Source organism: Pseudomonas sp. GW821-FHT02C04, assembly GCF_059421845.1.
Genome location: NZ_JBWKVT010000007.1, coordinates 150,942 through 175,086 on the forward strand (window position 1 = coordinate 150,942; position 24,145 = coordinate 175,086).

Below are 24,145 nucleotides of genomic sequence, written 5' to 3' on the forward strand. Positions count from 1 at the left end.
TTACTCTGAATCCTTTGTTGTAACGATAGGGGATGTTTCGGTTTCGTCGTCCGCGTACGGATCGGGATAACCCAATTCGGCAAGCAACTCGCGTTCCAGTGCTTCCATTTCCTCGGCTTCCTCGTCATCTATATGGTCGTAACCAAGCAGATGCAAGCAGCCGTGAATGACCAGATGTGCCCAGTGGGCGTTGAGTGACTTGCCCTGTTCGGCGGCTTCACGCTCAACCACGGCCACGCAGATCACCAGATCGCCCAGCAATGGAATGTCGAGAAACTCGTCGGGCACTTCGGCGGGAAAGGACAGGACGTTGGTCGCGTAATCCTTGTGGCGCCAGGTGTGATTCAGTTCGCGGCCTTCTTCTTCGTCGACCAGACGAATGGTCATTTCCGAATCGGCGGTGCACTGGCGCAGGGCCAGTTCGCACCATTGGCGGAATTCGGCTTCGGTCGGCGCGGACGCTTCGGTCGCGATTTGCAGGTCAAGCTCAAGCATCGTGGCGATTGTCCTTCGGTGTTTCATCGGCCACGCGATTTTCGAAGCGCTCGTAGGCTTCGACAATGCGTTGCACCAGCGGGTGGCGCACGACGTCTTTGGGCATGAAGTGGGTGAAGCTGATGCCCGGCACGTCTTTCAGGACTTCGATGACATGATGCAGTCCGGATTTGGTGCCGCGCGGCAGGTCGACCTGGGTGATGTCACCGGTGATCACCGCCGTGGAGCCGAAGCCGATACGGGTCAGGAACATCTTCATCTGCTCGACCGTGGTGTTCTGGCTCTCATCGAGAATGATGAAGCTGTTGTTCAGCGTGCGACCGCGCATGTAGGCCAGTGGCGCGACTTCGATCACCTGACGCTCGATCAGCTTGGCCACGTATTCAAAGCCGAGCATCTCGTAGAGCGCGTCGTAGAGTGGGCGCAGGTACGGGTCGATCTTCTGCGACAGGTCGCCGGGCAGGAAACCGAGTTTTTCACCCGCTTCGACCGCCGGACGCACCAGCAGGATGCGACGGATCTGCTCACGTTCCAGGGCATCCACGGCGCAGGCCACGGCCAGATAGGTCTTGCCGGTACCAGCCGGGCCGATACCGAAGTTGATGTCGTTGCCGAGGATTTCCTTCACATAGCGCAGCTGATTCAAGCCGCGAGGGCGAATCATGCCTTTCTTGGTGCGCAGGGCGACGGAGGCTTCGGCGGGGGCGTGGTTGTCCAGCTCGACGACGGAAGATTCCTGGAGGAACAGGTGAACCGTATCCGGCGACAGCTCTGAACCCTTGGTTTCCCGGTACAGGCGGCGAATCAGGTTTTCCGCAGAAGTGGTGAGCTTGGGTTCGCCGATCAGTTCGAACTGATTGCCGCGGTTGCGGATCTCGATGGCCAGGCGCTGTTCGATCAGGCGCAGGTGCTCGTCGAACTGCCCGCACAGATTGGCGAAGCGGCGAGCCTCAAAAGGCTCGAGGATAAAACGATGAGGTTCTATGGGTGCGTTCAAGGTCGTATTTAGCCGCCCTGGGGCAATTAGGATGAAATCAAGGATAACGCCAGTGGCCTGGGTGCGAAAGCTCTTAAAAAGCCTGGCACCGATTCAGCCGTCTGGCGGGGTCTCCTTGCGGTGTTACTGGATCAGCGAGCCGCGCAGCGAGTGCGGTTGTGCCGCATCGATGTGCACGTCGGCGAACTGACCGATCAGGGTCGGATTATCGCAGCGGAAGTTGACGATACGATTATTCTCGGTGCGCCCTTGCAGCTCGCCCGGGTCTTTCTTCGAATAGTCGGTCACCAGAATCCGCTGGATCGAACCGACCATTTGTCGGCTGATCTCGAAACCTTGCTGGTTCAGACGGTGCTGCAAGGCGTTCAGGCGTTCTTTCTTCAGCTCTTCCGGGGTGTCGTCGGCCAGGTCGGCAGCCGGGGTGCCCGGGCGCTGGCTATAGACGAACGAGTAGGAAAAGTCGAAACCGACGTCGGCAATCAGCTTCATGGTCTGTTCGAAATCTTTCTCGGTTTCCCCCGGGAAGCCGACGATGAAGTCCGAGCTGATGCAGATGCCCGGTACGGCGGCGCGCAGTTTGCGCAGCTTGGACTTGTACTCCAGCGCTGTGTGGTTGCGCTTCATCGCCGCCAGGATCCGGTCCGAACCGGACTGCACCGGCAAGTGCAGATGCTTGACCAGTTCCGGCACGTCGGCGTGGGCCTGGATCAGGCTGTCGGAGAATTCCAGCGGGTGCGAAGTGGTGTAGCGGATGCGGTCGATGCCGTCGACAGCGGCGACAACACGGATCAATTCCGCCAGATCCGCCAGGCGCCCGTCATGGGTCGCGCCGCGATAACCGTTGACGTTCTGCCCCAGCAGGGTCACTTCACGCACGCCGTTTTCGGCCAAGTGAATGATTTCGGCGATCACGTCGTCGAACGGCCGGCTGACTTCTTCGCCGCGGGTGTAAGGCACTACGCAGAACGTGCAGTACTTGCTGCAGCCTTCCATCACCGACACGTAGGCGCTCGGGCCGTCAATGCGCGGCTCGGGCAGGTGGTCGAACTTTTCGATTTCCGGGAACGAGACGTCCACTTGCGGCAGCTTGCTGATGCGCGCGGCGTCGATCATTTCCGGCAGACGGTGCAGGGTCTGCGGGCCGAAGACCACGTCGACGTACGGGGCGCGATCCCGGATCGCCGCACCTTCCTGGCTGGCCACGCAACCGCCGACGGCGATCACCATGTCCGGGTTCGCCAGTTTCAGTTCGCGCCAGCGACCGAGTTGGGAGTACACCCGGTCCTGGGCGCGTTCGCGGATCGAGCAGGTGTTGAGCAGAATCACGTCGGCATCTTCGGCGCGCGCCGTGACTTCCAGGGCCTGGTGTTCGCCCAGCAGATCGACCATGCGCGAGCTGTCGTACTCGTTCATCTGGCAACCGTGGGTTTCGATGTAAAGCTTCTTGGCCATGGAATAGGGTCGTCACGTGGTTCAAAGAACCGCGCATTATAGGGAACATGTCCCCAGGTTCCTACCGTTGCGCGTCCGGCGGCTATGCTATAGTTCGCGCCCTCATTTTTACCCCGATGTGTTGTCCGCCCGCCATGACCAAACGCGAAGCTCCAATCTACAAGGTGATATTCCTCAACCAGGGCCAGGTGTTCGAAATGTACGCCAAGCAGATCTATCAAAGTGATCTGTGGGGCTTCCTGGAAGTGGAAGAGTTCGTCTTTGGCGAGCGCACCCAGGTGGTCGTCGATCCGAGCGAAGAGAAGCTCAAGGCGCAATTCGAAGGCGTGGTGCGCAGCTTTGTACCGATGCATTCGATCGTGCGCATCGACGAAGTGGAACGCCTCGGTACGCCGAAAATCAGCGAAGCTCGCGGTGCGGTCGGCAATGTGATGCCGTTTCCGGTGCCGATGCCCGAGAAGTAAGCGGGGCGGGAGACGGGATTACGGAAGCGGAGAGAACGGCGTACGGCCGTCGGCGCTCTGCAGTTCCATCAGGTATTTACGGAAAATTTGCCCGAGCACCTGGGTGGCGGTTTCCAGGTCTTCGCGGGGCATTTTCTCGGCGACTTCGTCGGCGGTGTCCAGGGCATCTTCGGCGCCGTTGACCGCGGCCATCTTCAGCACGATGTACGCCTGAATGTTGTTGGCCTGCACGCCTTCACCGTGGAAGAACATGGTGCCGAGCTTGAATTGCGCCTGGGCGTGGCCTTGCAGCGAGGCCTTTTCGAAATAGCTCAGGGCTTGATTGAGGTCGCGCGGCGCATTCTTGCCGTCGTAGTAGAACTCACCCAACTCGTATTGCGCTTGCGCATCCCCCTCATCCGATGCCTTTTGGCAGGCGGCGAGGGCCTGCGTGACATCTTGCGGCTGAGTATTGAGGGTGCAACGACCCATCGCCGGGATCAACAACGAGTTGCCGCCTGCTTGTGCATGTGCGAGCAGTGGCTGAAGGAGCAACAGGCAGCCCAAGGCAAGGGTGCGGCCGGTGCGGTTCATGAGAATCGACTTACCTCTGAAGGGCGCGCGGACCCATCGAGGGATCCAATAAGCGCGCATTATGAAATAAGCAGGGCCAACCTTACAAAGTCTTTACTCGATTTTCTGCTGTGTGGGGAATATATCACCCGGTTTGCGGGATATTTTTGGCAGAAGCGTCGGAGAAAGCGCTGGAATGTAGGTGAAAGCTGACGCTGGCAATGGCCAACGTCAGCGATCAAGCCATTACTTCAGTTTGGCGAACGCGCGCTCGGCAGCGTCGAGGGTCAGTTTCAGCTCGGCTTCGCCGTGGGCGATCGAGGTGAAACCGGCTTCGAAGGCGCTCGGTGCCAGGTACACGCCACCTTCCAGCATCAGGTGGAAGAATCGACCGAACAGCGCTGCATCGCTGGCCATCACGTCTTCGAAAGTAACAATGTCGTCAGCGCCGCTGAAGTACAGACCGAACATGCCGCCAGCCTGAGTGGTCACGAACGGAATGCCCGCCGCGTCAGCGCGCTGTTGCAGGCCGTCGAGCAGGCGAGTGGTGTAATCGGTCAGCTCGGCGTGGAAGCCCGGACGGCTGATCAGGCGCAGGGTGGTCAGACCGGCGGCCATCGCCAGCGGGTTACCCGACAAAGTGCCCGCCTGATAGACCGGGCCCAGTGGCGCGATGCGTTCCATGATCGAACGCTTGCCGCCGAAGCAGCCGACCGGCATGCCACCGCCGATGATCTTGCCGAAGGTGGTCAGGTCCGGGGTCACGCCGTAGTAAGCCTGGGCACCGCCGAGGGCCACGCGGAAACCGGTCATCACTTCGTCGAAAATCAGCACCACGCCGTGCTTGTCGCACAGGCTGCGCAGGCCTTCGAGGAAGCCCGGTGCCGGCGGCACGCAGTTCATGTTGCCGGCCACCGGCTCGACGATGATGCAGGCGACGTCCTGGCCGACTTCGGCGAGCATTTTCTCAACGGCGTCGATGTCGTTGAACGGCAGGGTCAGGGTGTGTTTGGCGAACGCGGCCGGTACGCCGGCCGAGCTTGGCACGCCCTGGGTCAGTGCGCCGGAGCCGGCCTTGACCAGCAGGCTGTCGGAGTGACCGTGGTAGCAGCCTTCGAACTTGATGATGCTGTCGCGGCCGGTGAAGCCACGGGCCAGACGGATCGCACTCATGGTCGCTTCGGTGCCGGAGCTGACCATGCGTACCATCTCCATCGACGGCACCAGCGAGCAGACCAGATCGGCCATCTCGGTTTCCATCGCGGTCGGCGCGCCGTAGGACAGACCGTGTTGCAACTGGTTACGCACGGCGTCCAGCACGTCCGGATGACTGTGGCCGAGGATCATCGGGCCCCAGGAACCGACGTAATCCACATAACGCTTGTCGTCTTCGTCGGTGACGTAGGCGCCTTCGGCGTGCTTGAAGAACAGCGGCGTGCCGCCGACGCTCTTGAACGCGCGAACCGGCGAGTTCACGCCACCGGGAATGTGTTTCTGGGCGTTGGCAAACAGGGTTTCGGAACGAGACATGATCGGGCTCTCAAAAATCAGGATTTGAACAATTCGTTGAATGCGCGGGCGCGGCGGGTCACTTCGGCAGTGCTGTCAGCACCGAACAGGCCATGGACCACGGCCAGCAGATCGACACCGTGGGCCACCAGCGGCGCGGCGTTGTCGAGGGTGATGCCGCCAATCGCGCAGATCGGCAGGTGCAGCGTCTGGCGGGCCTGATCGAGCAGATCGAGGCTGCAGGTCGGCGCACCGGGTTTGGTGTTGGAGTTGAAGAAGCGGCCGAAGGCGACGTAACTCGCGCCTTCTTTGGCGGCTTGTTCGGCCAGTTCAAGCTGCGCGTGGCAGGTCGAACCGATGATTGCCTTTGAGCCGAGCAGGGCGCGGGTCGGCGACAATGGGCCGTCGGTCTGGCCCAGGTGCACGCCGACATTCAGGCGTGCGGCCAGTTCGGCGTCATCGTTGATGATCAACTGGGTCTTGTAGCGTTCGCACAGATCGCGCAGGGCTTCGGCCTCACGCAAGCGCCGGGCTTCGTCGCTGCTCTTGTCGCGGTATTGCAGGAGGGTGACGCCGCCCTCCAGCGCCGCCTCCACGTACGGCAGAAACTTGCCGGCCAGCAATGGACCGTCGGTAATGGCGTACAGGCCACGTAGTTTCATCAGGCAGACCTCACGACGTTACGAGCAGAAATCCAGCGGCAGACGACGCGGTACGAACTGGCCTTTGCCCAGTTGTTCGGCATCGCGCAGGGTGCGCCAGGTGTAATCCAGCGCAGTGCGCACGGCGCTGGCCAGGTTTTCGCCCAGTGCCAGTCGGCCGGCGAGGGTGCTGGCCAACGTGCAGCCGGAACCATGGTAGCTGCCGGGCAGACGCTGGCACTTGAAGGTTTCGCGCAGGCCGTCGCGGCTGTACAGGCGATTGTGGATCTCGGTTTCGTCGCCGTGACCGCCAGTGATCAGCAGGTTCTTGATGTACGGCAACAGTTTTTCAGCACACTCGTCCGCGGTGCCTTCTGGCAGTTCGGCGAGGATCCGGGCTTCGGGAAGGTTGGGGGTGGCGATGATCGACAGCGGCAGCAGGCGTTCGCGCATGGCGTAGCCGACTTCGTCCTTGCCCAGTCGTCCGCCGCCGCCGGCGCGCAGCACCGGGTCGCAGACCACTGGCAAGTGCGGGTGCGCCTGAAGCAGTTCGACAACGGTGTCGACCATTTCCAGGGAACCGAGCATGCCCAGTTTCACTGCCGCGACTTCGGAATCGTTGAGCACGGCATTGGCCTGGGCCAGTACCCACTCACGGTCGAGGACGCGAAAGTCAGTGACGTTGACGGTGTCTTGCACGGTCAGGGCGGTGACGGCCGGAGCCGCATGGCAACCCTGAGCGAGCAGGGCTTCGATATCTGCCTGCAAGCCGGCGCCACCACTGGGGTCGTGGCCGGAGAGACAGAGGACAACGGGGCGTGAGCTGTAGATATTCATGGTGCGCGAGCTTACCACCAAACCTGTTTTTCGGGTGTTGTGGCGCAGCGCTCGGCCGATAACCTCGGCAACTGGATCCACCGGGGTTTCCACAATCTGACCGAGCCAGCAGCTCTAGCTCGGTGTTTTGCTCTGAAACGCCCGTTCTAGAGCCTTTGTCGGAAAAATTTCCATGGTGCTCAATGGCCATCAACGGCTATGCTAGAGTGGATCCAAACCAATAACAGGTAATACCGGTTTTACGTCATCTCAAAGGGAATGGGGGGCTTCCTGACACAACCGGACAAGCCACGCTGGGGCTTCAATGCGCTATTTGTTGATGTTGCTGTTCTGTTTGCCCCTCCTGGCAAACGCCGTCGAATTCGACGAGTTCACCCAGAGCCTCCCGCTGGGTCGATCCCTGCAAGTGTTCGAAGACCCGAGCGGTCAGGCGAGCATTGCCGACGTCCGCGCGCAAGCCGCTGCCGGACAATTCAAGGCCCACGATAAAGCCACGCTCAATGCCGGTTACTCGCGTTCGGCGTTCTGGCTGAAAATCGACCTGCATTACCGCCCGAGCAATCCGGCGGCGCAGCGCACCTGGCTGCTGGAGCTGGCCTATCCGCCGCTCGATCACCTCGACCTTTATCTGCCTGATGCTGCCGGCGACTATCGTCTGGTGCGCCAGACCGGGGACGCGTTGCCGTTCGCCAGTCGCGAGATCCGTCAGAACAACTACCTGTTCAACCTCACGTTCCGGCCGGACCAGCAACAGACCGTCTACTTGCGGCTGTCCAGCGAAGGCTCGATCCAGGCGCCGGTGACGTTGTGGTCGAGCACCGCGTACCTCGAAGACCAGCCGGTGCGCCTGTACGTGCTTGGGCTGATTTATGGCGTGCTGCTGGGGATGCTGGTCTACAACCTGTTCATCTACCTCAGCGTGCGCGACACCAGTTACCTCTACTACATCTTCTATATCGGCTCGTTCGGCCTGTACCAGTTGTCGGTGAATGGCGCGGCGGTCGAGTATTTCTGGCCGGACAACCCCTGGTGGGCCAACGCTGCGACGCCATTCTTCATCGGTTGCGCGGGGCTGTTCGGCAGCCAGTTCGCCCGCAGTTTCCTGCAGACCAAGAATCACAGCCGCTGGCTCGACCGTCTGTTGATTGCCTTGATCGCTTTCGGCGCACTGGTGATCGGTCTGTCGCTGATGACCAGTTACGCTTTGGCCTTGCGTCTGGCGACGACGCTGGCGCTGACCTTTACCGTGGTGATCTTCGCCGCCGGGATCCTCGCCTGGTGGCGTGGCCTGCGAGTGGCGCGCTACTTCATCATCGCCTGGTCGGCGTTTCTGCTCGGCGGGATCGTCAACACGATGATGGTCCTGGGTTTGCTGCCGAACGTGTTCCTGACCATGTACGCCAGCCAGATCGGCTCGGCCATCGAGGTGGCGCTGCTGTCGCTGGCGCTGGCCGACCGCATCAACGCAATGCGTGAGCAACAGGCGCAGACCCTGTTCGACGCCGGCCAGAAGCTGGAAGTGCTCAACCAGCAACTGGCCCACAGCAACAAGCTCAAAGACGAATTCCTCGCGACCCTGACCCACGAACTGCGCACGCCGATGAACGGTGTGATCGGTTCACTCGAGTTGATGCAGACCGTCGAACTGGACCCGGAACTGGAGCAATACCAGCAGACCGCCGCCGGTTCGGCGCGGGACATGATGCGCATGGTCAACGGCATCCTGACCCTGACCGAACTGCAGGCCGGCAAGCTCAAGGCGACGCCGGGCAGTTTCAGTCTGCGGGCCGTGGTCGAGGCGCTGCGCGTGCAGTTCGATGGCAACGCCTCGAGCAAGTCGCTGGACTTCAAGGTCGACGTGCTGCCGACTCTGCCGGATCGCCTGCAGGGCGACAGCGCCAAACTCGCGCAATGCCTGGAATGCCTGCTGGACAACGCGATCAAGTTCACCCGCGTCGGCGGCCTCGCCTTGCGGGTCACCGGTAAACCGTCGACGGACAATCGTCTGGCGCTGTCGTTTGCGGTGATCGACACCGGCATCGGCTTCACCGATCTGGGCGAGGCGACGATGTATCAGCGATTCTTCCAGCTCGACGGTTCGATGACCCGCGAGTATGGCGGCCTGGGCGTCGGTCTGGCGATCTGCCGACAACTGGTGGAACTGCTCGGCGGCAAGCTCACGCACCGTTCCGAGCCGGGGCGCGGCAGTCGCTTTCAGCTGGATGTCGAGTTTGAGTTGCCGGCGGTTGAAGCGGCGCCGACGCTCGTTCGCGATGCCGTGCGCGCACCGCAGGACTGCACCGTGTTGCTGGTGGACGACAACAGCGTCAATCAATTGGTGATGCGCGGCATGTTGCTCAAGCTCGGTTTCCGCGTGCGCACTGCCGACCACGGTGCGGCGGCGCTCGATTGTTTGCAGCGAGAGTCGTTCGATGCGGTGCTGATCGATTGCCAGCTGCCACCGCTTGATGGCGCATCGTTGTGCTGCCAGATCCACGACTTGCCGGGCTGCGCCAACCTGCCGGTGTTCGTGATCGCACTGGGGGCGGATCGAGAGCATTGCGCATCCGCCGGCTCGATTGATTACCTGAGCAAACCGGTGAAATTCGAAGACTTGCAGATCGCGATGCAGCGGCGGGTGTTGAGTTGTTGATAGGGTGAAAGCGCCGGTATTTAGGCCGGTATGACACTTTGATCGGTCCGGGGGCGGTGCTTAACTGAAGCTCTGGCCGATCAAGGAGCCCCGTCATGAACCTGCATCAGTTCGCCGAAACCCACGAAGTCACCAACCAGCCACCGTCGCTGGACGGCACCAACCTGTACCGCATCGACCTGCCGTTGCAGGAGTGGTCGCGGCGGTTCGGCGCCGGCTGGGCCGAGTCGCGGATCGATGCCTACGGCGCATTGGCCGGCGGGCCACTGATGGAGGCCGGGTTCCTCGCCAACCAGAACAAACCGGTGTTCGCCAGCCATGACCGCTACGGTCATCGCATCGATCTGGTGGAATTTCATCCGGCGTATCACGAGCTGATGCGCACCGCCATCGAACATGGCCTGACCTCGTTGCCCTGGGCTCATCCACAGGACGGCGCCCATGTTGCCCGCGCCTCCATGAGCTATCTGCACAGCCAGGCCGAGGCCGGCAGCGGTTGCCCGTTGACCATGACCTTCGCCAGTGTCCCGGCGCTGCGTTTGCAACCGGATCTTGCCGAGCAATGGCTGCCGAAGATCCTCGCCACCGAATACGACCCGCGCAATATCGGCATGGCCCATAAGGCTGGCGTCACCATCGGCATGGCGATGACCGAGAAACAGGGCGGCACCGACGTGCGCGCCAATACCACCAAGGCTTATCCGGTCGGCGCCAGCGGCCCGGGCCAGGCTTATGAACTGGTGGGACACAAGTGGTTCTGCTCGGCGCCGATGTGCGATGCGTTCCTCACGCTGGCACAAACCGACAAGGGCCTGACCTGCTTCCTGCTGCCGCGCCATCGCCCGGACGACACACGCAATCAGTTCTACATCCAGCGTCTGAAAAACAAACTCGGCAACCAGTCCAACGCCTCCAGCGAAGTGGAGTTCCGTGGCGCGTTGGCGTGGATGGTTGGCGAGGAGGGGCGCGGTGTGCCGACCATCATCGAGATGGTGGCCATGACCCGTTTCGATTGCATGGTCGGCTCCAGTTCGCTGATGCGTCAGGCGCTGACCCAGGCCAGTCATCACTGCGCCCATCGCAAGGTCGGTGGCAAATTGCTCAGCGAACAACCGCTGATGCAGAACGTGCTGGCCGATCTGGCGCTGGAAAGCGAAGCCGCGCTGGCCCTGAGCCTGCGCATGGGCAAGGCGCTGGATCATCTGAACGATCGCCACGAAGCGCAGTTCGCCCGACTGGTGACGGCGGTGGGCAAGTACTGGATCTGCAAACGCGCGCCGGGGATGATCAACGAAGCCGCCGAATGCATGGGCGGCGCCGGGTATGTCGAAGACAGCATTCTGCCACGCCTGTACCGCGAAGCGCCGGTGAACTCGACATGGGAAGGTTCCGGCAACGTGCAATGCCTCGATGTGTTGCGTGCACTGTCGAAAGAGCCGGGCGTGTTGGATGTGCTGTTCAACGAGCTGGGCGACGGTCATGGCGACAAGCGGCTGGCCGCGCATATCCAGCAATTGCAGGCGTCGTTCAAGGACACCGGCGACATTCAGTACCGTGCGCGGCAACTGACCGAAGACATTGCCTTGGGGCTGCAAGCGAAACTGTTGCTGGAGGCCGGGAATTCGGCGGTCAGCGATGCGTTTATCGCCAGTCGTCTGAGCGGTGGCGGGCGGGTCTACGGTGCCTTGCCCCGTGGGCTGGATGTCGAGTCCATCGTCGCCCGCTCGACGCCGCAAGGTTTCTGAAGGGCGATTGCGACAAAGCCATTACGCCACTGTTTCCGTGACGCCACGATGCAGGCAAGATGAAGCTCTGCAAGTCAGAACACAGGAAGCTGATCGTGACCGAAGCGTTTATTGTCGTTCAAACCGCCGAACAAGCCGTGGATCGCCTGGCCGAGCTGCATGAGCGGGCCACCACGGCGCTGAACTCGGCGCTCAAGCGTTATCTCAAGGACCGCGTCGAGCCCGACGCCGAGCAACGTGCCCTGTTCCGTTATCCCGAACTGCGTCTGACCTACCACTGCCAGGGCGAAGTCCCGCAAACCACCCGCGCTTACGCCAAGGTGCAGTTGCCGGGCACCTACAGCGTGACCGTCACCCACCCGGCGGCGTTTCGCAAATACCTGCTGGAACAGCTGGTGCCGCTGATGCACGACTTCACGGTGACCGTGGAAGTCGGGGTCAGCGCACAGAACATTCCGTACCCGTACGTGGTCGAGCAGGGCGATGAACTGGCCGGCTCCGGCGTCACCGCTGCGGTGCTGGCGCGGGTGTTCCCGAGTACCGACCTGTCCGCCGCCACCGATGGCATCGCCGACGGTCTCTACGACTGGGAAAACACTGATCCGCTGCCGCTGGCGCTGTTCGATGCGGCTCGCGTCGACTTCTCGCTGCGTCGTCTGGTGCACTACACCGGCAGCGACTGGCGCCACGTGCAGCCTTGGATCCTGCTGACCAACTACCACCGCTATGTCGATCAGTTCATCCTCCATGGCCTGGAACAACTGCGCCGCGACCCGCGTTTCGTGCGCATGGTGTTGCCGGGTAATGTGATCATCGAAAAAGGCATGGACCACGGCGAAGCCTCGGCCATTGCGGCCGGCGTGGTCTGGCACCGCTACCAGATGCCGGCCTATCACCTGATCGCCAGCGATGGCCACGGCGTGACCCTGGTGAACATCGGCGTCGGCCCGTCCAACGCCAAGAACATCACCGACCACCTGGCGGTGCTGCGTCCGCATTGCTGGCTGATGATCGGCCACTGCGGCGGCCTGCGTCAGTCGCAGACCATCGGCGACTACGTATTGGCCCACGCTTACATGCGTCGCGACGGGATTCTCGACCGGGTGGTGCCGCCGAACATTCCGATTCCGGCCCTGGCCGAAGTGCAGATGGCGTTGCAGCAAGCGGCAGCCAATATCACCGGCGAGAAGGGCGACGACCTGAAAAAACGCCTGCGCACCGGCACCGTGCTGACCTACGACGACCGTAACTGGGAATTGCGCTGGGCCCAGGAGCGACCGCTGATCAACCTGTCCCGCGCCGTGGCCGTGGACATGGAAAGCGGCACCATCGCCGCCCAGGGTTATCGCCTGCGGGTGCCGTACGGCACGTTGTTGTGTGTGTCGGACAAGCCGCTGCACAGCGAAATCAAGCTGCCGGGTTCGGCCAACGCGTTCTACGAGCGTGCGGTCAGCCAGCACTTGAAGATCGGTATCGAAGCGGTGGACCTGCTGCGCACCGAACTCAACTCGCTGCACTCGCGCAAACTGCGCAGCTTCGACGAGCCGCCGTTCCGCTAACGGTTTGTCGTGGTCATTTGGCGGTCTGGGCACTAGCATTAGCAGCCCAGATCGCCAGATGTTGTTTTGCCCATGTCCCGTCCCCCACGTCCACCTTCCCGCCGCCCCGGCGCGAAGCCATCCTCTTCAGCCCCGCGTCGTGTCGCCAAGGCACCACCGGCCGAGCCGAAGCTGATCCTGTTCAACAAACCGTTCGATGTGCTGACGCAATTCAGCGACGGCGAAGGGCGGGCGACGCTCAAGGATTACATCGACGTTCCGGGCATCTACCCGGCCGGGCGGCTGGACCGCGACAGCGAAGGTTTGCTGCTGCTGACCAACGACGGTCAGTTGCAGGCTCGGATCGCCGACCCCAAGCACAAGCTGGCGAAAACCTATTGGGTGCAGGTCGAAGGTGTGCCGACGGCCGAGCAGTTGCAGCGTCTGCGTGACGGCGTCGAACTGAATGACGGTATGACCTTGCCCGCTGAAGCGCGGCAACTGGAGGAGCCTGAACTGTGGCCGCGCAATCCGCCGGTACGCTTTCGCGTGACCGTACCGACCACCTGGCTGGAACTGGTGATTCGAGAGGGACGCAACCGCCAGGTGCGGCGCATGACAGCGGCGGTCGGGCTGCCGACATTGCGGCTGGTGCGTGTCAGGATCGGTGACTGGACGATCGAAGGGCTCGATCAGGGCCAGTGGAAAGAAGTGCCGGCGCGCTTATAAGGCGCCGGATTCGATCAGGCCGATCACCACGCTCTTGATGATGAACGCGGCCACGCCCAGGCCCAGCACGAAGAACAGAATGAACGAGCCGAAGCGCCCGGCCTTGGACTTCTTCGCCAGATCCCAGACGATGAAACCCATGAAAATGATCAGGATGCTGACCAGACCGGTCATCATCCACTCTTCAAATACTGCTGGATCCATCGGGCATCTCCGGCGCTGTGCGGCTGAAAGGGCGGCCGGGAGTATACGCCAGCGGCGAACGACGCAGCATTGACCTGCGTCGGTGTGCCGCAGTCATTCGTCGATTTCAGCTACGCAAATGAGTCAGCGGCAGTTCGGTGCTGTTGAGCACCTGATTCAGCACAAAACTCGAGCGCACGCTGGTCACGCCTTCAATCCGGGTCAGGTGTCCCAGCAGCAGCTTCTGATAATGGTCCATGTCCGGCACCACCACTTTCAGCTGATAGTCGGCGTCCACCCCGGTCACCAGACTGCACTCCAGCACCTGCGGCAAGGTGCGGATCGCGGCTTCGAAATTCTCGAAACGCTCCGGTGTATGCCGGTCCATGCCGATCAGCACGTAGGCGGTCAGGCTGAGGCCGAGCATCTTGCGATCCAGCAATGCGACCTGACGGGAGATGTAGCCGTCGTCCTCCAGTTGCTTGACCCGGCGCGAGCACGGGGAGGGTGACAGACCGATGCGCTCGGCCAGTTCCTGGTTGGAGATGCGGGCGTCGCGCTGCAATTCCGCCAAAATGCTGAGGTCGTAACGGTCGAGTTTGCTCATCAATCGGTCCTTTGTTCTAACTATTGCGGCGGATTATCTATCCAGGGTTAAAAATTGCGCAAGTGATGTTTATTTGAGCAATCTTCGCAATCATCTGTCGCAGCCTCCGGCCTATTCTTATCACCAGAATCACTGCTCGGTAACACAGTCCACGCGGCCCGCCCTATCCGGCCTGCCGCGGCCGCCACCCCCACCGGGGTTGTGCCGGCCCCCGAGCTGCACACTGTCCAGAAGACGGCGTGAGGTGAGCCGACGTCAAAAGCGTCGAGCCAGGACGAAGTTCTCTAAAAGGGAGGCCGACGGGTCTCCCTTTTTTCTTGCCCGCGATTTGGCCTCGCTCGCTCAATAAATAAATGGCGTGACTGATAACCTGTAGCAGAACCCGGTGCGCCCATCCCCGGTCTTAGCTACAAGCCCTTCTTAATTACAGGGTTCAGCCCGCAGTGAGGAATTTCATGAAGTCGCGTATCTGGCGTCTGGCCAGTGTTGGTGTGCTGTGTGTGAGTGTCTGTGCGCAAGCGCTGGCTGATGAGCCGCAGAATCGCGGCCCTGAAAACGGCGGACGCGAGCGGGAACATCAGGAAAACAATCAGGGCCACGGCGGCAACAATCAGCCGCGCCCGCAAAATCAGCCGCAGCAGAATCAACCGCGGCCGCAGAACAACGAAATCATCCGCGGCGACAACAGCCGCCAGTTCGAGCACAACGGCCAGCAGCACAACAACGGCCAGTGGCAGAACCACGACCAGAACCGTCCGGCCTACAATCCCAATCCGGTTCGCCAGCCGCCTCCGCCGCCACAACTGCCGGCCAACAGCTTGCCGATCCAGCCACGCCCCGACACCGTGCGCCAGACTCAGGAACCCCGTCAGGGCTATTACCGCGATGAGCGCCCGCAGAATGGCTACCACCAGAACTGGCAGACCGGCAATCGTCCCAACGACAACCGCTGGCCGGGTCGTCCGGACGGACATGGCAATGGCTGGGGCCCCGGCCCGCAGTACCGGCCGGGCCATGTGATCGACCGTTTCCCGGATCGTGACTACCGCGTGCCGTATCGCGGCCAGGATTATTTCTACTCCGGCGGCTATTGGTATCGCCCGCAAGGTCCGCGCTACATCGTGGTTCAGCCACCACGCGGCATCCGTATCCAGTACCTGCCGGATTACGCCCGTGAAGTGTGGATCGGCGGTTCGCTGTTGTTCCTGGCGGCAGGCTCGTACTACGCCTATCAGGAAGCGACCCAGGATTACGTAGTGGTCGAGCCGCCGGTGCAGCAACCTCCGCAACCGGCGAGCAACGGCTATGACGTCGAAGCGTATCCCGCCAACGGTCAGTCGCCGGAGCAGGTCCAGCAGGACGGTTACCAGTGCTACCAATACGCGGTGCAGCAAAGCGGTTTCGATCCGCGCACCGCGACCTACCAGCCGGCGCCCGAAGTGGTGCAGGCCTACCGCCAGGCCCAGGGCAATTGCCTGAGCAGTCGCGGTTATCAGGTCAGTTATTGAGCCCTGGCGGCCTTGACCACTTCCTGCGGGTCGGCGTGCACCAGCACTTCGGCTCGCGGGTAAGCGGCGTGAATCGCATCCGCCGCCTGGTCGCTGATGCCATGGGCGACTGACAGCGTCAGATCCCCCGGCAATTCCAGGTGCAACTGCACGAACCAGTGATTGCCGGAAATTCGTGTGCGCAGATCATGCGCGCCCAAAACACCTGGTACACCGCACGCCAGTTCGAGCATGTGCTGACTGACATCCACCGGTAGTTCTTCATCCATCAGCACCGAAAAACTTTCCCGGGCGATCTGGATCGCGCTCCACAGAATGTACGCCGCAATTCCCAGACCAAACCATGCATCCAGCTGATCGAAACCCAATCCGGCCAACACCAACGCAATCAGAATGCTGCCGTTGAGCAACAGGTCCGAACGGTAATGCAGCGAATCCGCCCGCACCGCGTTGGAACCGGTCTGCTTGATCACCCGATGCTGCAGCATCAACAATGCCGCCGTCAGCAGCAGGGAAAACACGATCACGCCGATGCTCAGCCAAGGCGCGCCGAGCGGTTCGGGATTGTTCAAGCGCTCATAAGCCTGAAACGCGATCAACACCGCACTGCCGCCGATGAACAGCGCCTGCGCCATGCCCGCCAGCGACTCGGCCTTGCCGTGACCATAGCGGTGATCGTCATCCGCCGGCCGCAGTGCGTAATGCACCGCCAGCAGATTGAGCAGCGAGGTGACGCCATCGAGGGCCGAGTCGGTGAGGCCGGCGAGCATGCTCACCGAACCGCTCAGCCACCAGGCGATGGCTTTGGCGATGATCAGCGTACAGGCCACCGCCACCGAGGCGCGGGTCGCCAGCCTTAGCAGGCGGGCGTGTTCGGGGCTGGAGGTCATGGGTGCGTTGATTCCTTATGCGGCAGGTTGCAGGCCGAACATCGCCAGTTGCTGGGTGCTGCCCTTGTGCTGGATCAGCCGTGGGTCATCCAGAGGCAGGTTGCGGCCCAGTTCAGTTTCGAGAATAGCCTGCAACTTGAGGTTATCGACCTGGCCGTCCGGGCCGATGGCTTGCTTGAGCTTGGCCGGATCGACCTGCGCTGTGTGGCCCGGTTCGAAATAGATCGCGCCGGTGGTGAAGTCCACGGCAAACGCGATCAGGCCGGGAATGATGTAGAACAGCAGGCCCACGGCATCGAGCACGGCAATCGCCGGGTCGATCTTGCCGTCGATCTGGCCGCGCCGGTCGGGATAGAAAATCGAACCGCACGCAGTGATCTGAGTGAGCAGGGTGGCAACGAGTACACCGCCGATCAGGCGAAAAGGTAAGCGCATGGGAATCTCCTGAGTCATCTATTAACGAAGCGTCATCGTGTGAAGTTAAGACCCTGACGAACGCTCAGCAGTTCGCCGTTATACTCGCCGCTCTGTTTGGGAGCCAGCATGATTTCTTTGCCAATCGATGAAGTTTTACCCGCCCTGCGTGAAGCCCTCGCGACACGCCACGAAGCCGTGCTCGAAGCACCGCCCGGCGCCGGTAAAACCACCCGCGTGCCGTTGGCCTTGCTCAATGAGGCGTGGCTGAACGGGCAGACCATTCTCATGCTCGAACCCCGCCGACTGGCCGCGCGTGCAGCCGCAGAACGGTTGGCCAGCGAGCTGGGCGAGAAGGTCGGTGAAACCGTCGGTTATCGCATCCGCCTCGACAGCAAGGTCGGCCCCAACACGCGCATCGAAGTCGTCACCGAAGGCATCCTCACCCGGCGCTTGCAGGACGACCCGGCGCTGGAGGGCGTGGGCCTGCTGATCTTCGACGAATTTCACGAACGCAGCCTCGACGCCGATCTGGCGCTGGCCCTCAGTCTGAACGGTCGCGAACTGTTTCGAGCTGAACAACCGCTGAAGATTCTGCTGATGTCCGCCACCCTCGAAGGCGAACGTCTGGCCGGGTTGCTCGACGACGCGCCGATCCTGCGCAGCGAGGGCCGGATGTTCCCGGTGACGATGCGTTGGGGCCGGCCGTTCCAGCCCGGCGAATACATTGATCAACGCGTCACGCAAACGGTGCTCGAAGCCCTGCACGATGAAACCGGCAGCCTGTTGGTGTTCCTGCCGGGGCAGGCGGAAATCCGGCGTGTTCATCAGCAACTGGCGGACGCCATCGGTGATCGCAGCGACGTCTTGCTCTGCCCGTTGCACGGTGAACTCGACCTGAATGCCCAGCGCGCCGCCATCGACCCGGCCCCGGCGGGGCAGCGCAAAGTGGTGCTGGCCACCAACATCGCCGAGACCAGCCTGACCATCAACGGCGTGCGCGTGGTGATCGACGCCGGGCTGGCGCGGGTGCCGCGTTTCGATCCGGGCAGCGGCATGACTCGCCTCGACACTCAACGCATCTCCAAGGCCAGCGCCACCCAGCGTGCGGGCCGGGCCGGGCGTCTGGAACCGGGCGTGTGTTATCGCCTGTGGTCGCAGGATCAGCATGAGCAACTGGCGGCCTATGGCAGTGCGGAAATCCTTTCGGCGGATCTTGCCGGTCTTGCCTTGCAACTCGGACGCTGGGGCGTCGCGCCGAGTGATCTGATCTGGCTGGACGTGCCGCCGGCCGCCGCTTATGCACAGGCTCAGGATCTGTTGCAGCGCCTCGGTGCGCTGGACGGCGAAGCTCTCAACCATCACGGTCAGGCCATGGCTGAATTGCCGGCCCATCCGCGAATCGCTCATTTGCTGTTGCGCGGTCAGGCGTTGGGTCTGGCGAGCATGGCTTGTGATGTCGCCGCGTTGCTTGGTGAGCGGGACATTTTGCGTGGTGCGGGGGCCGATCTGCACAGTCGTCTGGTGCTGCTGTCCGGCGAAGAACGTGCGGCGCGCGGTGCTCAGGGCGGCGTGCAGCGCGCCCGGCAACTGGCGCGGCAATATCGTGGTTATCTGCGCGGTAAGGCGAGTGAACCGGTCGCCGACCCGGATCATCCGCGCTGGCTCGGCGCCTTGCTGGCGCTGGCCTACCCGGACCGCGTCGCCCAGCAGCGGCGTCCTGGTGGCGCCGAATATCGACTGGCCAACGGCCGTGCGGCGCTGTTCGCCGAAGCCGACAGCCTGATGAAAGAACCATGGATCGTCATCGCCGACCTCGGCAGCCGTCAGGGCCAGCGCGAGGAGCGGATTTATCTGGCGGCGGATTTCGATCCAGCGCTGTTCGACTCAGTGCTGGCCGAACAGGTGCACAACGTCGATCAACTGGACTGGGACGAACGCGAAGGCGTGCTGCGCGCCGAGCGTCAGCGCAAGGTTGGCGAACTGATCCTCAGCCGCGAACCACTGACCGGCCTCGACGAAAACGCCCGCAGCCAGGCGCTGGTCAATCTGGTGCGGCGCAAAGGTCTGGAGCTACTGCCGTGGACCCCGGAGCTGCGCCAGTGGCAGGCGCGAGTCGCGTTGCTGCGCCAGCTCGATCTGGACGCCAAGGGCGACAGCCAATGGCCGGATGTCAGCGACGCCACGCTGTTGAAAACCCTCGAAGACTGGCTGATGCCGTACCTGGGCAAAGTCTCGCGCCTCAGCCATTTCGCCAACCTCGACCTGTCGAGCATCGTGCGCAATCTGCTGCCATGGCCACTGCCGCAACAGCTTGATGAACAGGCACCGCATCACCTGAGCGTGCCGTCGGGCTCGTCGATTCGCCTCGACTACAGCGAGCAGCCACCGATTCTCGCCGTGCGTTTGCAGGAGTTGTTCGGCCTCGCCGACACACCGCGCATCGCCGGCGGCCGGCAAGTGGTCAAGCTGCACCTGCTGTCGCCCGCACGGCGTCCGGTGCAGGTGACGCAGGATCTGGCCAACTTCTGGCGCAGCACCTATGCGGAAGTGAAGAAGGATCTGAAGGGGCGGTATCCGAAGCACTATTGGCCGGATGATCCGCTGGTGGCCGAGGCTACCGCTCGGGCCAAGCCGCGCGGTACGTGAGGGTCAGTGGCTGGCCTTGGCCGTCAACTGCTCCCGGCAATAATCGGCAAACAACTGCGCCGGTTTGGTCAGTTGTCCGCGCTTGAGCCACGCGGCCACCAGGCCTGAGCCGGTGACGTCTTCGACGATGTCCACGCACACGACTTTCTTGCCGTCGTAGGTGCATTCCGAGTGCGGGCGGGTGACCAGGATCGAGAAGCCGAAACCCTGGCCGACCATGCCGCGCACCATTTCGATCGACGGCGAGCTGAACTCGATGCGCGGCGACAACCCGAGTTCTTCGAACAGGCTGACGAAGTAGGTGCGGCTCGGTTGTACGTCGAGCAGGATCATCGGTTCCAGGCACAAGTCCCGCAGCGAAACCTGCTTGAGCTGGGCGAAGCGGTGATCTGCCGGGAGCAGGGCGTAAGGCCGTTGGGCCGGCATCAGCGGTTCGGTTTCGATGGTGGCGTCGAGGTCGTGCTTGTACAGGATCGCCAGGTCGAAGGTACCCGAGGTCAGGCCTTGCACCAGTTCCTGTTGTTCGCCGTCGCGGATGCGGATCTTCACCCCCGGATACAGCGCCGAGAACCCGGCAATCAGTTGCGGCAAGTACAGCGGCGCGACGGTTTCGAAACAGCCGATATCGATCTGCCCGGCCACCACGTCGTTGTCGGCGAGGGCGTTCTGTTCGAACTCCTTGGCCATGCGCAGCAGTTCCTGAGCCTTGCGGAAGAACCGCGCGCCGCTCGGCGTCAGTGACACGCCCTGAGCGTGATGGCGGATCAACAGTTGCACGCCGAAGCTGTCTTCCAGCCCCTTGATTGCCGTGGATATCGCCGGTTGCGCGATGTACAGCTTGCGCGAAGCCTCGGCGACGCTGCCGCATTCGACGGTGGTGATGAAGTATTTCAACTGACGCAGGTTGTAAGCGGCCACGGTGAACCTCAAAGCGAACGGATTCCACATCCAAGCAATTTGTACGCCGCCGGCCTCCGTTCTGTTGGCGGTTTTTTTGTCCCTGAACAATAGCCCCATACGTGCGCGAAGGGGTCATCGGCTGGTTACCTTTTTTATTGTCTGCGAAGACATTTTTACTGGTTTTAGCTCGCACGGGCCTGAGCGACTATCACTGCGCACTGTTCTCAAAAGAATAAAAGTCCAAGGAGCAACCACCGTGTTCGAGCTTGCAGACTGGCAGCGCAAGGCCGCTGAATTGAGCTATCCGTACCAGGCCGTGATCGACGGCAAACTGCGTGCGGCGCAGTCGGGGCAGACCTTTGCCGCGATCAACCCGGCCACCGGCCAGCTGCTGGCCAACGTCGCCGCGTGCGGTAAAGAGGATGTCGATGCGGCGGTGCAGAATGCGCGGCAGGTGTTCGAGGCCGGCATCTGGGCCGGGCGTTCACCGACCGAGCGCAAGCAAGTCTTGCTGCGTCTGGCGGATCTGATTCTGGCCCATCGCGAAGAGTTGGCGCTGCTCGATTCGCTGAACATGGGCAAACCGGTGACGGACGCTTACAACATCGACGTGCCGGGCGCCGCCGGGGTGTTTCGCTGGTATGCCGAAAGCCTCGACAAACTCTACGATCAAGTCGCGCCGAGCGCTTCGAATGTGCTGGCGACCATCACCCGCGAAGCGCTGGGCGTGGTCGCTGCCGTGGTGCCTTGGAACTTCCCGCTGGACATGGCCGCGTGGAAACTCGCCCCGGCGCTGGCGGCGGGCAACTCGGTGATTCTCAAACCCGCCGAGCAATCACCGTTCTCCGCATTGCGTCTGGCCGAGCTGGCGTTGGAAGCCGGATTGCCCGCCGGTGTGTTGAACGTGCTGCCGGGGCTCGGCGAACAAACCGGCAAAGCCCTGGGCCTGCACCCGGATGTCGATTGTCTGGTGTTCACCGGATCGACTCAGGTCGGCAAATATTTCATGCAGTACTCCGCGCAGTCGAACCTCAAGCAGGTGTGGCTGGAGTGCGGCGGCAAGAGCGCCAATCTGGTGTTCGCCGACTGCAAGGATCTGGATCTGGCGGCGCAGAAAGCCGCGTTCGGGATCTTCTTCAATCAGGGCGAAGTCTGCTCGGCCAACTCGCGATTGCTGGTGGAGCGCTCGATTCATGATGAGTTCGTCGAGCGACTGAAGGCTCAGGCCGAGCGCTGGCAGCCGGGCGATCCGCTGGACCCGGCAAGCGCCGCCGGGGCGATTGTCGAGACTCGTCAGACCGAAAGCATTCTGCGCTTTATCCACCAGGCCGAACGCGAAGGCGCGACCCTCGTCTGCGGCGGGCGGCAACTGAGTTTCAACGGTTCGGAAAACTTCGTTCAGCCGACGATTTTTACCGGCGTGCAGCCGCACATGACCCTGTTTCGCGAAGAAGTGTTCGGCCCGGTGCTGGCGGTGATTCCGTTCGATGACGAGGCCCATGCCTTGCAACTGGCCAACGACAGCGTCTACGGTCTGGCGGCGTCACTGTGGACTGACGATCTGCACCGCGCGCACCGTGTGGCGCGGCAATTGCGAGCCGGTACGGTGTCGGTCAACAGCGTCGATGCGCTGGACGTGACCGTGCCGTTCGGCGGTGGCAAGCAATCCGGCTTCGGCCGCGATCTGTCGCTGCACTCGTTCGACAAATACACCCAGTTGAAAACCACCTGGTTTCAACTGCGCTCATGACAGCCGCTCACAACAAAAAAGGAGATCCGGCGATGACCACCTCACGTGAAACCCGCGACTACCAGGCCGCCGATGCAGCGCACCACATTCATGCGTTCGTCGACCAGAAGGCCCTCAACGACGAAGGCCCACGGGTGATGGTACGTGGCGACCGCCTGCACCTGTGGGACAACGACGGTCGGCGTTACCTCGACGGCATGTCCGGGCTGTGGTGCACCAACCTCGGCTACGGGCGCAAGGACCTGAACGCGGCGGCGAGCCGGCAACTGGAGCAGTTGCCGTACTACAACATGTTTTTCCACACTACTCACCCGCAGGTGATCGAGCTCTCCGAGCTGCTGTTCAGCCTGCTGCCGGGGCACTACAGCCACGCGATCTACACCAACTCCGGCTCCGAGGCCAACGAGGTGCTGATCCGAACCGTGCGCCGTTACTGGCAGGTGCTGGGCAAGCCCGAGAAGAAAATCATGATCGGCCGCTGGAACGGCTACCACGGTTCGACCCTCGCGGCGACGGCCCTCGGCGGCATGAAGTTCATGCACGAAATGGGCGGGATGATTCCCGACATCGTGCACATCGACGAGCCGTACTTCTTCGCCCACGAAGGCAATCTGACCCCGGCGGAATTCGGCCTGCGGGCGGCGCAGCAACTGGAAGCGAAGATCCTCGAACTGGGCGCGGACAAGGTCGCCGGGTTCATCGCCGAACCGTTCCAGGGCGCGGGCGGGATGATCTTCCCGCCGGAAAGCTACTGGCCGGAAATCCAGCGTATCTGCCGCAAGTACGACGTGCTGTTGTGTGCCGATGAAGTGATCGGCGGCTTTGGTCGCACCGGTGAATGGTTCGCCCACGAATACTTCGGTTTCGAGCCGGACACCCTGTCCATCGCCAAGGGGCTGACCTCCGGTTATATCCCGATGGGTGGCTTGATCCTGTCGAAGAAAATGGCCGACGTGCTGGTGGAGCAGGGCGGTGTATTCGCCCACGGCCTGACCTATTCCGGGCACCCGGTGGCGGCGGCGGTGGCGATTGCCAACCTCAAGGCATTGCGCGATGAAGGCGTGGTGACGCGGGTCAAGGATGACATCGGCCCTTACCTGCAACAGTGCCTGCGCGAGGTGTTCGGCAATCACCCGTTGGTGGGCGATATCCAGGGCACGGGCATGGTCGCGGCGTTGCAACTGGCCGAAGACAAGGCCACCCGCAAGCGATTTGCCAATGAGAACGACATCGCCTGGCGCTGCCGCACGATCGGTTTTGAAGAGGGGGTGATCATTCGCTCGACGCTGGGGCGGATGATCATGGCGCCGGCGTTGATTGCCAGCCGTGAAGAGATAGATGAGCTGGTGGGCAAGACGTTGAAAGCGCTGGATCGTACGGCGCAGGAATACGGTCGGCTCTGATCCCTTCCCATCACTGATGAGCGTTCCCACGTCGAGGCGTCGAACCGTCTGCGTGGGAATGCCTCAAGGGACGCTCCGCGTTCCAGCTCTCGAATGGGACGCAGAGCGTCCCGGGCTGCATTCCCACGCGGAGCGTGGGAACGATCTCCGCCAGACTTTTCCCAATCTGCACCCACCTCGGGCACCCCCGCGCGACGCGCCCTTTCGCGGTGCGCACTACCCAGTTTTT

Annotated in this window: 21 protein-coding genes; 9 read left to right on the forward strand and 12 right to left on the reverse strand. The window is 62.2% G+C overall.

What is annotated here, in order from left to right; translation table 11 throughout:
- The 3 genes from ybeY to miaB form a co-directional block, all read right to left on the reverse strand.
- Positions 1 to 495 carry an rRNA maturation RNase YbeY gene (gene ybeY / locus AC07VV_RS23580; protein WP_495037615.1) on the reverse strand — a complete coding sequence of 165 codons (495 nt, stop codon included), beginning with the start codon at positions 493 to 495 and terminating at the stop codon, positions 1 to 3.
- Positions 488 to 1,492 carry a PhoH family protein gene (locus AC07VV_RS23585; protein ID WP_192559071.1) on the reverse strand — a complete coding sequence of 335 codons (1,005 nt, stop codon included), beginning with the start codon at positions 1,490 to 1,492 and terminating at the stop codon, positions 488 to 490. Before AC07VV_RS23585 ends, ybeY begins: the two co-directional genes overlap by 8 nt.
- A gap of 123 nt (positions 1,493 to 1,615) precedes the next feature.
- Entirely contained in the window at positions 1,616 to 2,944 is a 1,329-nt protein-coding gene (miaB, locus tag AC07VV_RS23590) for a tRNA (N6-isopentenyl adenosine(37)-C2)-methylthiotransferase MiaB (RefSeq protein ID WP_493066454.1), read from the reverse strand.
- 134 nt (positions 2,945 to 3,078) lie between these two features.
- Here miaB and AC07VV_RS23595 point away from each other — a divergent pair, with 134 nt between their 5' ends.
- A complete protein-coding gene (locus AC07VV_RS23595) occupies positions 3,079 to 3,408 on the forward strand; it encodes a DUF1820 family protein (protein ID WP_077045543.1) in 330 nt (109 codons plus the stop codon).
- Positions 3,409 to 3,426: 18 nt separating this feature from the next.
- On the opposite strand, the gene AC07VV_RS23600 is transcribed toward AC07VV_RS23595, so the two are convergent.
- From AC07VV_RS23600 to AC07VV_RS23615, 4 genes are all read right to left on the reverse strand, one after another.
- On the reverse strand, positions 3,427 to 3,981 hold the full coding sequence (locus AC07VV_RS23600) for a tetratricopeptide repeat protein (RefSeq protein WP_096820799.1): 555 nt from the start codon (positions 3,979 to 3,981) through the stop codon (positions 3,427 to 3,429).
- A 225-nt stretch (positions 3,982 to 4,206) separates the two neighbouring features.
- A complete protein-coding gene (gene hemL / locus AC07VV_RS23605) occupies positions 4,207 to 5,490 on the reverse strand; it encodes a glutamate-1-semialdehyde 2,1-aminomutase (RefSeq protein ID WP_064599654.1) in 1,284 nt (427 codons plus the stop codon).
- A gap of 17 nt (positions 5,491 to 5,507) precedes the next feature.
- Positions 5,508 to 6,131 (reverse strand): thiamine phosphate synthase, encoded by a 624-nt coding sequence (gene thiE / locus AC07VV_RS23610; RefSeq protein WP_096820800.1) that lies wholly within the window; start codon positions 6,129 to 6,131, stop codon positions 5,508 to 5,510.
- A gap of 18 nt (positions 6,132 to 6,149) precedes the next feature.
- On the reverse strand, positions 6,150 to 6,947 hold the full coding sequence (locus AC07VV_RS23615; protein WP_007958699.1) for a hydroxymethylpyrimidine/phosphomethylpyrimidine kinase: 798 nt from the start codon (positions 6,945 to 6,947) through the stop codon (positions 6,150 to 6,152).
- Between the two features lie 304 nt (positions 6,948 to 7,251).
- Between AC07VV_RS23615 and AC07VV_RS23620 the strand changes: the two genes are divergently transcribed.
- From AC07VV_RS23620 to AC07VV_RS23635, 4 genes are all read left to right on the forward strand, one after another.
- Positions 7,252 to 9,600 carry a hybrid sensor histidine kinase/response regulator gene (locus AC07VV_RS23620; protein WP_495037616.1) on the forward strand — a complete coding sequence of 783 codons (2,349 nt, stop codon included), beginning with the start codon at positions 7,252 to 7,254 and terminating at the stop codon, positions 9,598 to 9,600.
- 95 nt (positions 9,601 to 9,695) lie between these two features.
- Positions 9,696 to 11,345: an acyl-CoA dehydrogenase family protein gene (locus AC07VV_RS23625; protein ID WP_495037617.1), complete on the forward strand. Its 1,650-nt coding sequence runs from the start codon at positions 9,696 to 9,698 to the stop codon at positions 11,343 to 11,345.
- Between the two features lie 59 nt (positions 11,346 to 11,404).
- On the forward strand, positions 11,405 to 12,904 hold the full coding sequence (gene amn, locus AC07VV_RS23630; protein WP_495037618.1) for an AMP nucleosidase: 1,500 nt from the start codon (positions 11,405 to 11,407) through the stop codon (positions 12,902 to 12,904).
- A gap of 72 nt (positions 12,905 to 12,976) precedes the next feature.
- Positions 12,977 to 13,612 carry a pseudouridine synthase gene (locus AC07VV_RS23635; protein ID WP_244142413.1) on the forward strand — a complete coding sequence of 212 codons (636 nt, stop codon included), beginning with the start codon at positions 12,977 to 12,979 and terminating at the stop codon, positions 13,610 to 13,612.
- On the opposite strand, the gene AC07VV_RS23640 is transcribed toward AC07VV_RS23635, so the two are convergent.
- Positions 13,607 to 13,816: a DUF2788 domain-containing protein gene (locus AC07VV_RS23640; protein ID WP_003228500.1), complete on the reverse strand. Its 210-nt coding sequence runs from the start codon at positions 13,814 to 13,816 to the stop codon at positions 13,607 to 13,609. The two genes, AC07VV_RS23635 and AC07VV_RS23640, sit on opposite strands and share 6 nt — an antisense overlap.
- A 106-nt stretch (positions 13,817 to 13,922) precedes the next feature.
- Entirely contained in the window at positions 13,923 to 14,402 is a 480-nt protein-coding gene (locus tag AC07VV_RS23645; RefSeq protein ID WP_007909658.1) for an Lrp/AsnC family transcriptional regulator, read from the reverse strand.
- Positions 14,403 to 14,857: 455 nt separating this feature from the next.
- Here AC07VV_RS23645 and AC07VV_RS23650 point away from each other — a divergent pair, with 455 nt between their 5' ends.
- Positions 14,858 to 15,910 carry a DUF6515 family protein gene (locus AC07VV_RS23650; protein ID WP_495037619.1) on the forward strand — a complete coding sequence of 351 codons (1,053 nt, stop codon included), beginning with the start codon at positions 14,858 to 14,860 and terminating at the stop codon, positions 15,908 to 15,910.
- Here the strand turns inward: AC07VV_RS23650 and AC07VV_RS23655 are convergent.
- Positions 15,904 to 16,800, reverse strand: a complete 897-nt coding sequence (locus AC07VV_RS23655; RefSeq protein ID WP_495037620.1) for a cation diffusion facilitator family transporter — start codon at positions 16,798 to 16,800, stop codon at positions 15,904 to 15,906. The two genes, AC07VV_RS23650 and AC07VV_RS23655, sit on opposite strands and share 7 nt — an antisense overlap.
- 15 nt (positions 16,801 to 16,815) lie before the next feature.
- Positions 16,816 to 17,235, reverse strand: coding sequence for a periplasmic Zn2+ metallochaperone PmcY (gene pmcY, locus AC07VV_RS23660; RefSeq protein ID WP_169432047.1), 420 nt, complete (start codon positions 17,233 to 17,235; stop codon positions 16,816 to 16,818).
- A gap of 108 nt (positions 17,236 to 17,343) precedes the next feature.
- On the opposite strand from pmcY, the gene hrpB reads away from it, so the two are divergent.
- A complete protein-coding gene (gene hrpB / locus AC07VV_RS23665) occupies positions 17,344 to 19,863 on the forward strand; it encodes an ATP-dependent helicase HrpB (RefSeq protein WP_495037621.1) in 2,520 nt (839 codons plus the stop codon).
- Between the two features lie 3 nt (positions 19,864 to 19,866).
- Here the strand turns inward: hrpB and AC07VV_RS23670 are convergent, their stop codons facing one another.
- Complete coding sequence (locus tag AC07VV_RS23670) at positions 19,867 to 20,781, reverse strand: LysR family transcriptional regulator (RefSeq protein WP_085732924.1); 915 nt, start codon at positions 20,779 to 20,781, stop codon at positions 19,867 to 19,869.
- 238 nt (positions 20,782 to 21,019) lie between these two features.
- Here AC07VV_RS23670 and AC07VV_RS23675 point away from each other — a divergent pair, with 238 nt between their 5' ends.
- Positions 21,020 to 22,513, forward strand: a complete 1,494-nt coding sequence (locus AC07VV_RS23675; protein ID WP_495037622.1) for an aldehyde dehydrogenase — start codon at positions 21,020 to 21,022, stop codon at positions 22,511 to 22,513.
- Positions 22,514 to 22,545: 32 nt separating this feature from the next.
- Positions 22,546 to 23,916, forward strand: coding sequence for an aspartate aminotransferase family protein (locus AC07VV_RS23680; protein WP_495037623.1), 1,371 nt, complete (start codon positions 22,546 to 22,548; stop codon positions 23,914 to 23,916).
- The last annotated feature ends 229 nt before the right edge of the window (positions 23,917 to 24,145 follow it).

Excerpts from the sequence above, each read along its gene's own strand:
- AC07VV_RS23655 (WP_495037620.1), bottom strand. The coding sequence starts at position 16,800 with ATGACCTCCAGCCCCGAACACGCCCGCCTGCTAAGGCTGGCGACCCGC.
- AC07VV_RS23595 (WP_077045543.1), top strand. The coding sequence starts at position 3,079 with ATGACCAAACGCGAAGCTCCAATCTACAAGGTGATATTCCTCAACCAG.
- AC07VV_RS23600 (WP_096820799.1), bottom strand. The coding sequence starts at position 3,981 with ATGAACCGCACCGGCCGCACCCTTGCCTTGGGCTGCCTGTTGCTCCTT.
- AC07VV_RS23680 (WP_495037623.1), top strand. The coding sequence starts at position 22,546 with ATGACCACCTCACGTGAAACCCGCGACTACCAGGCCGCCGATGCAGCG.
- miaB (WP_493066454.1), bottom strand. The coding sequence starts at position 2,944 with ATGGCCAAGAAGCTTTACATCGAAACCCACGGTTGCCAGATGAACGAG.
- AC07VV_RS23625 (WP_495037617.1), top strand. The coding sequence starts at position 9,696 with ATGAACCTGCATCAGTTCGCCGAAACCCACGAAGTCACCAACCAGCCA.
- AC07VV_RS23635 (WP_244142413.1), top strand. The coding sequence starts at position 12,977 with ATGTCCCGTCCCCCACGTCCACCTTCCCGCCGCCCCGGCGCGAAGCCA.
- ybeY (WP_495037615.1), bottom strand. The coding sequence starts at position 495 with ATGCTTGAGCTTGACCTGCAAATCGCGACCGAAGCGTCCGCGCCGACC.
- AC07VV_RS23650 (WP_495037619.1), top strand. The coding sequence starts at position 14,858 with ATGAAGTCGCGTATCTGGCGTCTGGCCAGTGTTGGTGTGCTGTGTGTG.
- hemL (WP_064599654.1), bottom strand. The coding sequence starts at position 5,490 with ATGTCTCGTTCCGAAACCCTGTTTGCCAACGCCCAGAAACACATTCCC.
- amn (WP_495037618.1), top strand. The coding sequence starts at position 11,405 with ATGAAGCTCTGCAAGTCAGAACACAGGAAGCTGATCGTGACCGAAGCG.
- pmcY (WP_169432047.1), bottom strand. The coding sequence starts at position 17,235 with ATGCGCTTACCTTTTCGCCTGATCGGCGGTGTACTCGTTGCCACCCTG.
- thiE (WP_096820800.1), bottom strand. The coding sequence starts at position 6,131 with ATGAAACTACGTGGCCTGTACGCCATTACCGACGGTCCATTGCTGGCC.
- AC07VV_RS23640 (WP_003228500.1), bottom strand. The coding sequence starts at position 13,816 with ATGGATCCAGCAGTATTTGAAGAGTGGATGATGACCGGTCTGGTCAGC.
- AC07VV_RS23615 (WP_007958699.1), bottom strand. The coding sequence starts at position 6,947 with ATGAATATCTACAGCTCACGCCCCGTTGTCCTCTGTCTCTCCGGCCAC.
- hrpB (WP_495037621.1), top strand. The coding sequence starts at position 17,344 with ATGATTTCTTTGCCAATCGATGAAGTTTTACCCGCCCTGCGTGAAGCC.
- AC07VV_RS23620 (WP_495037616.1), top strand. The coding sequence starts at position 7,252 with ATGCGCTATTTGTTGATGTTGCTGTTCTGTTTGCCCCTCCTGGCAAAC.
- AC07VV_RS23645 (WP_007909658.1), bottom strand. The coding sequence starts at position 14,402 with ATGAGCAAACTCGACCGTTACGACCTCAGCATTTTGGCGGAATTGCAG.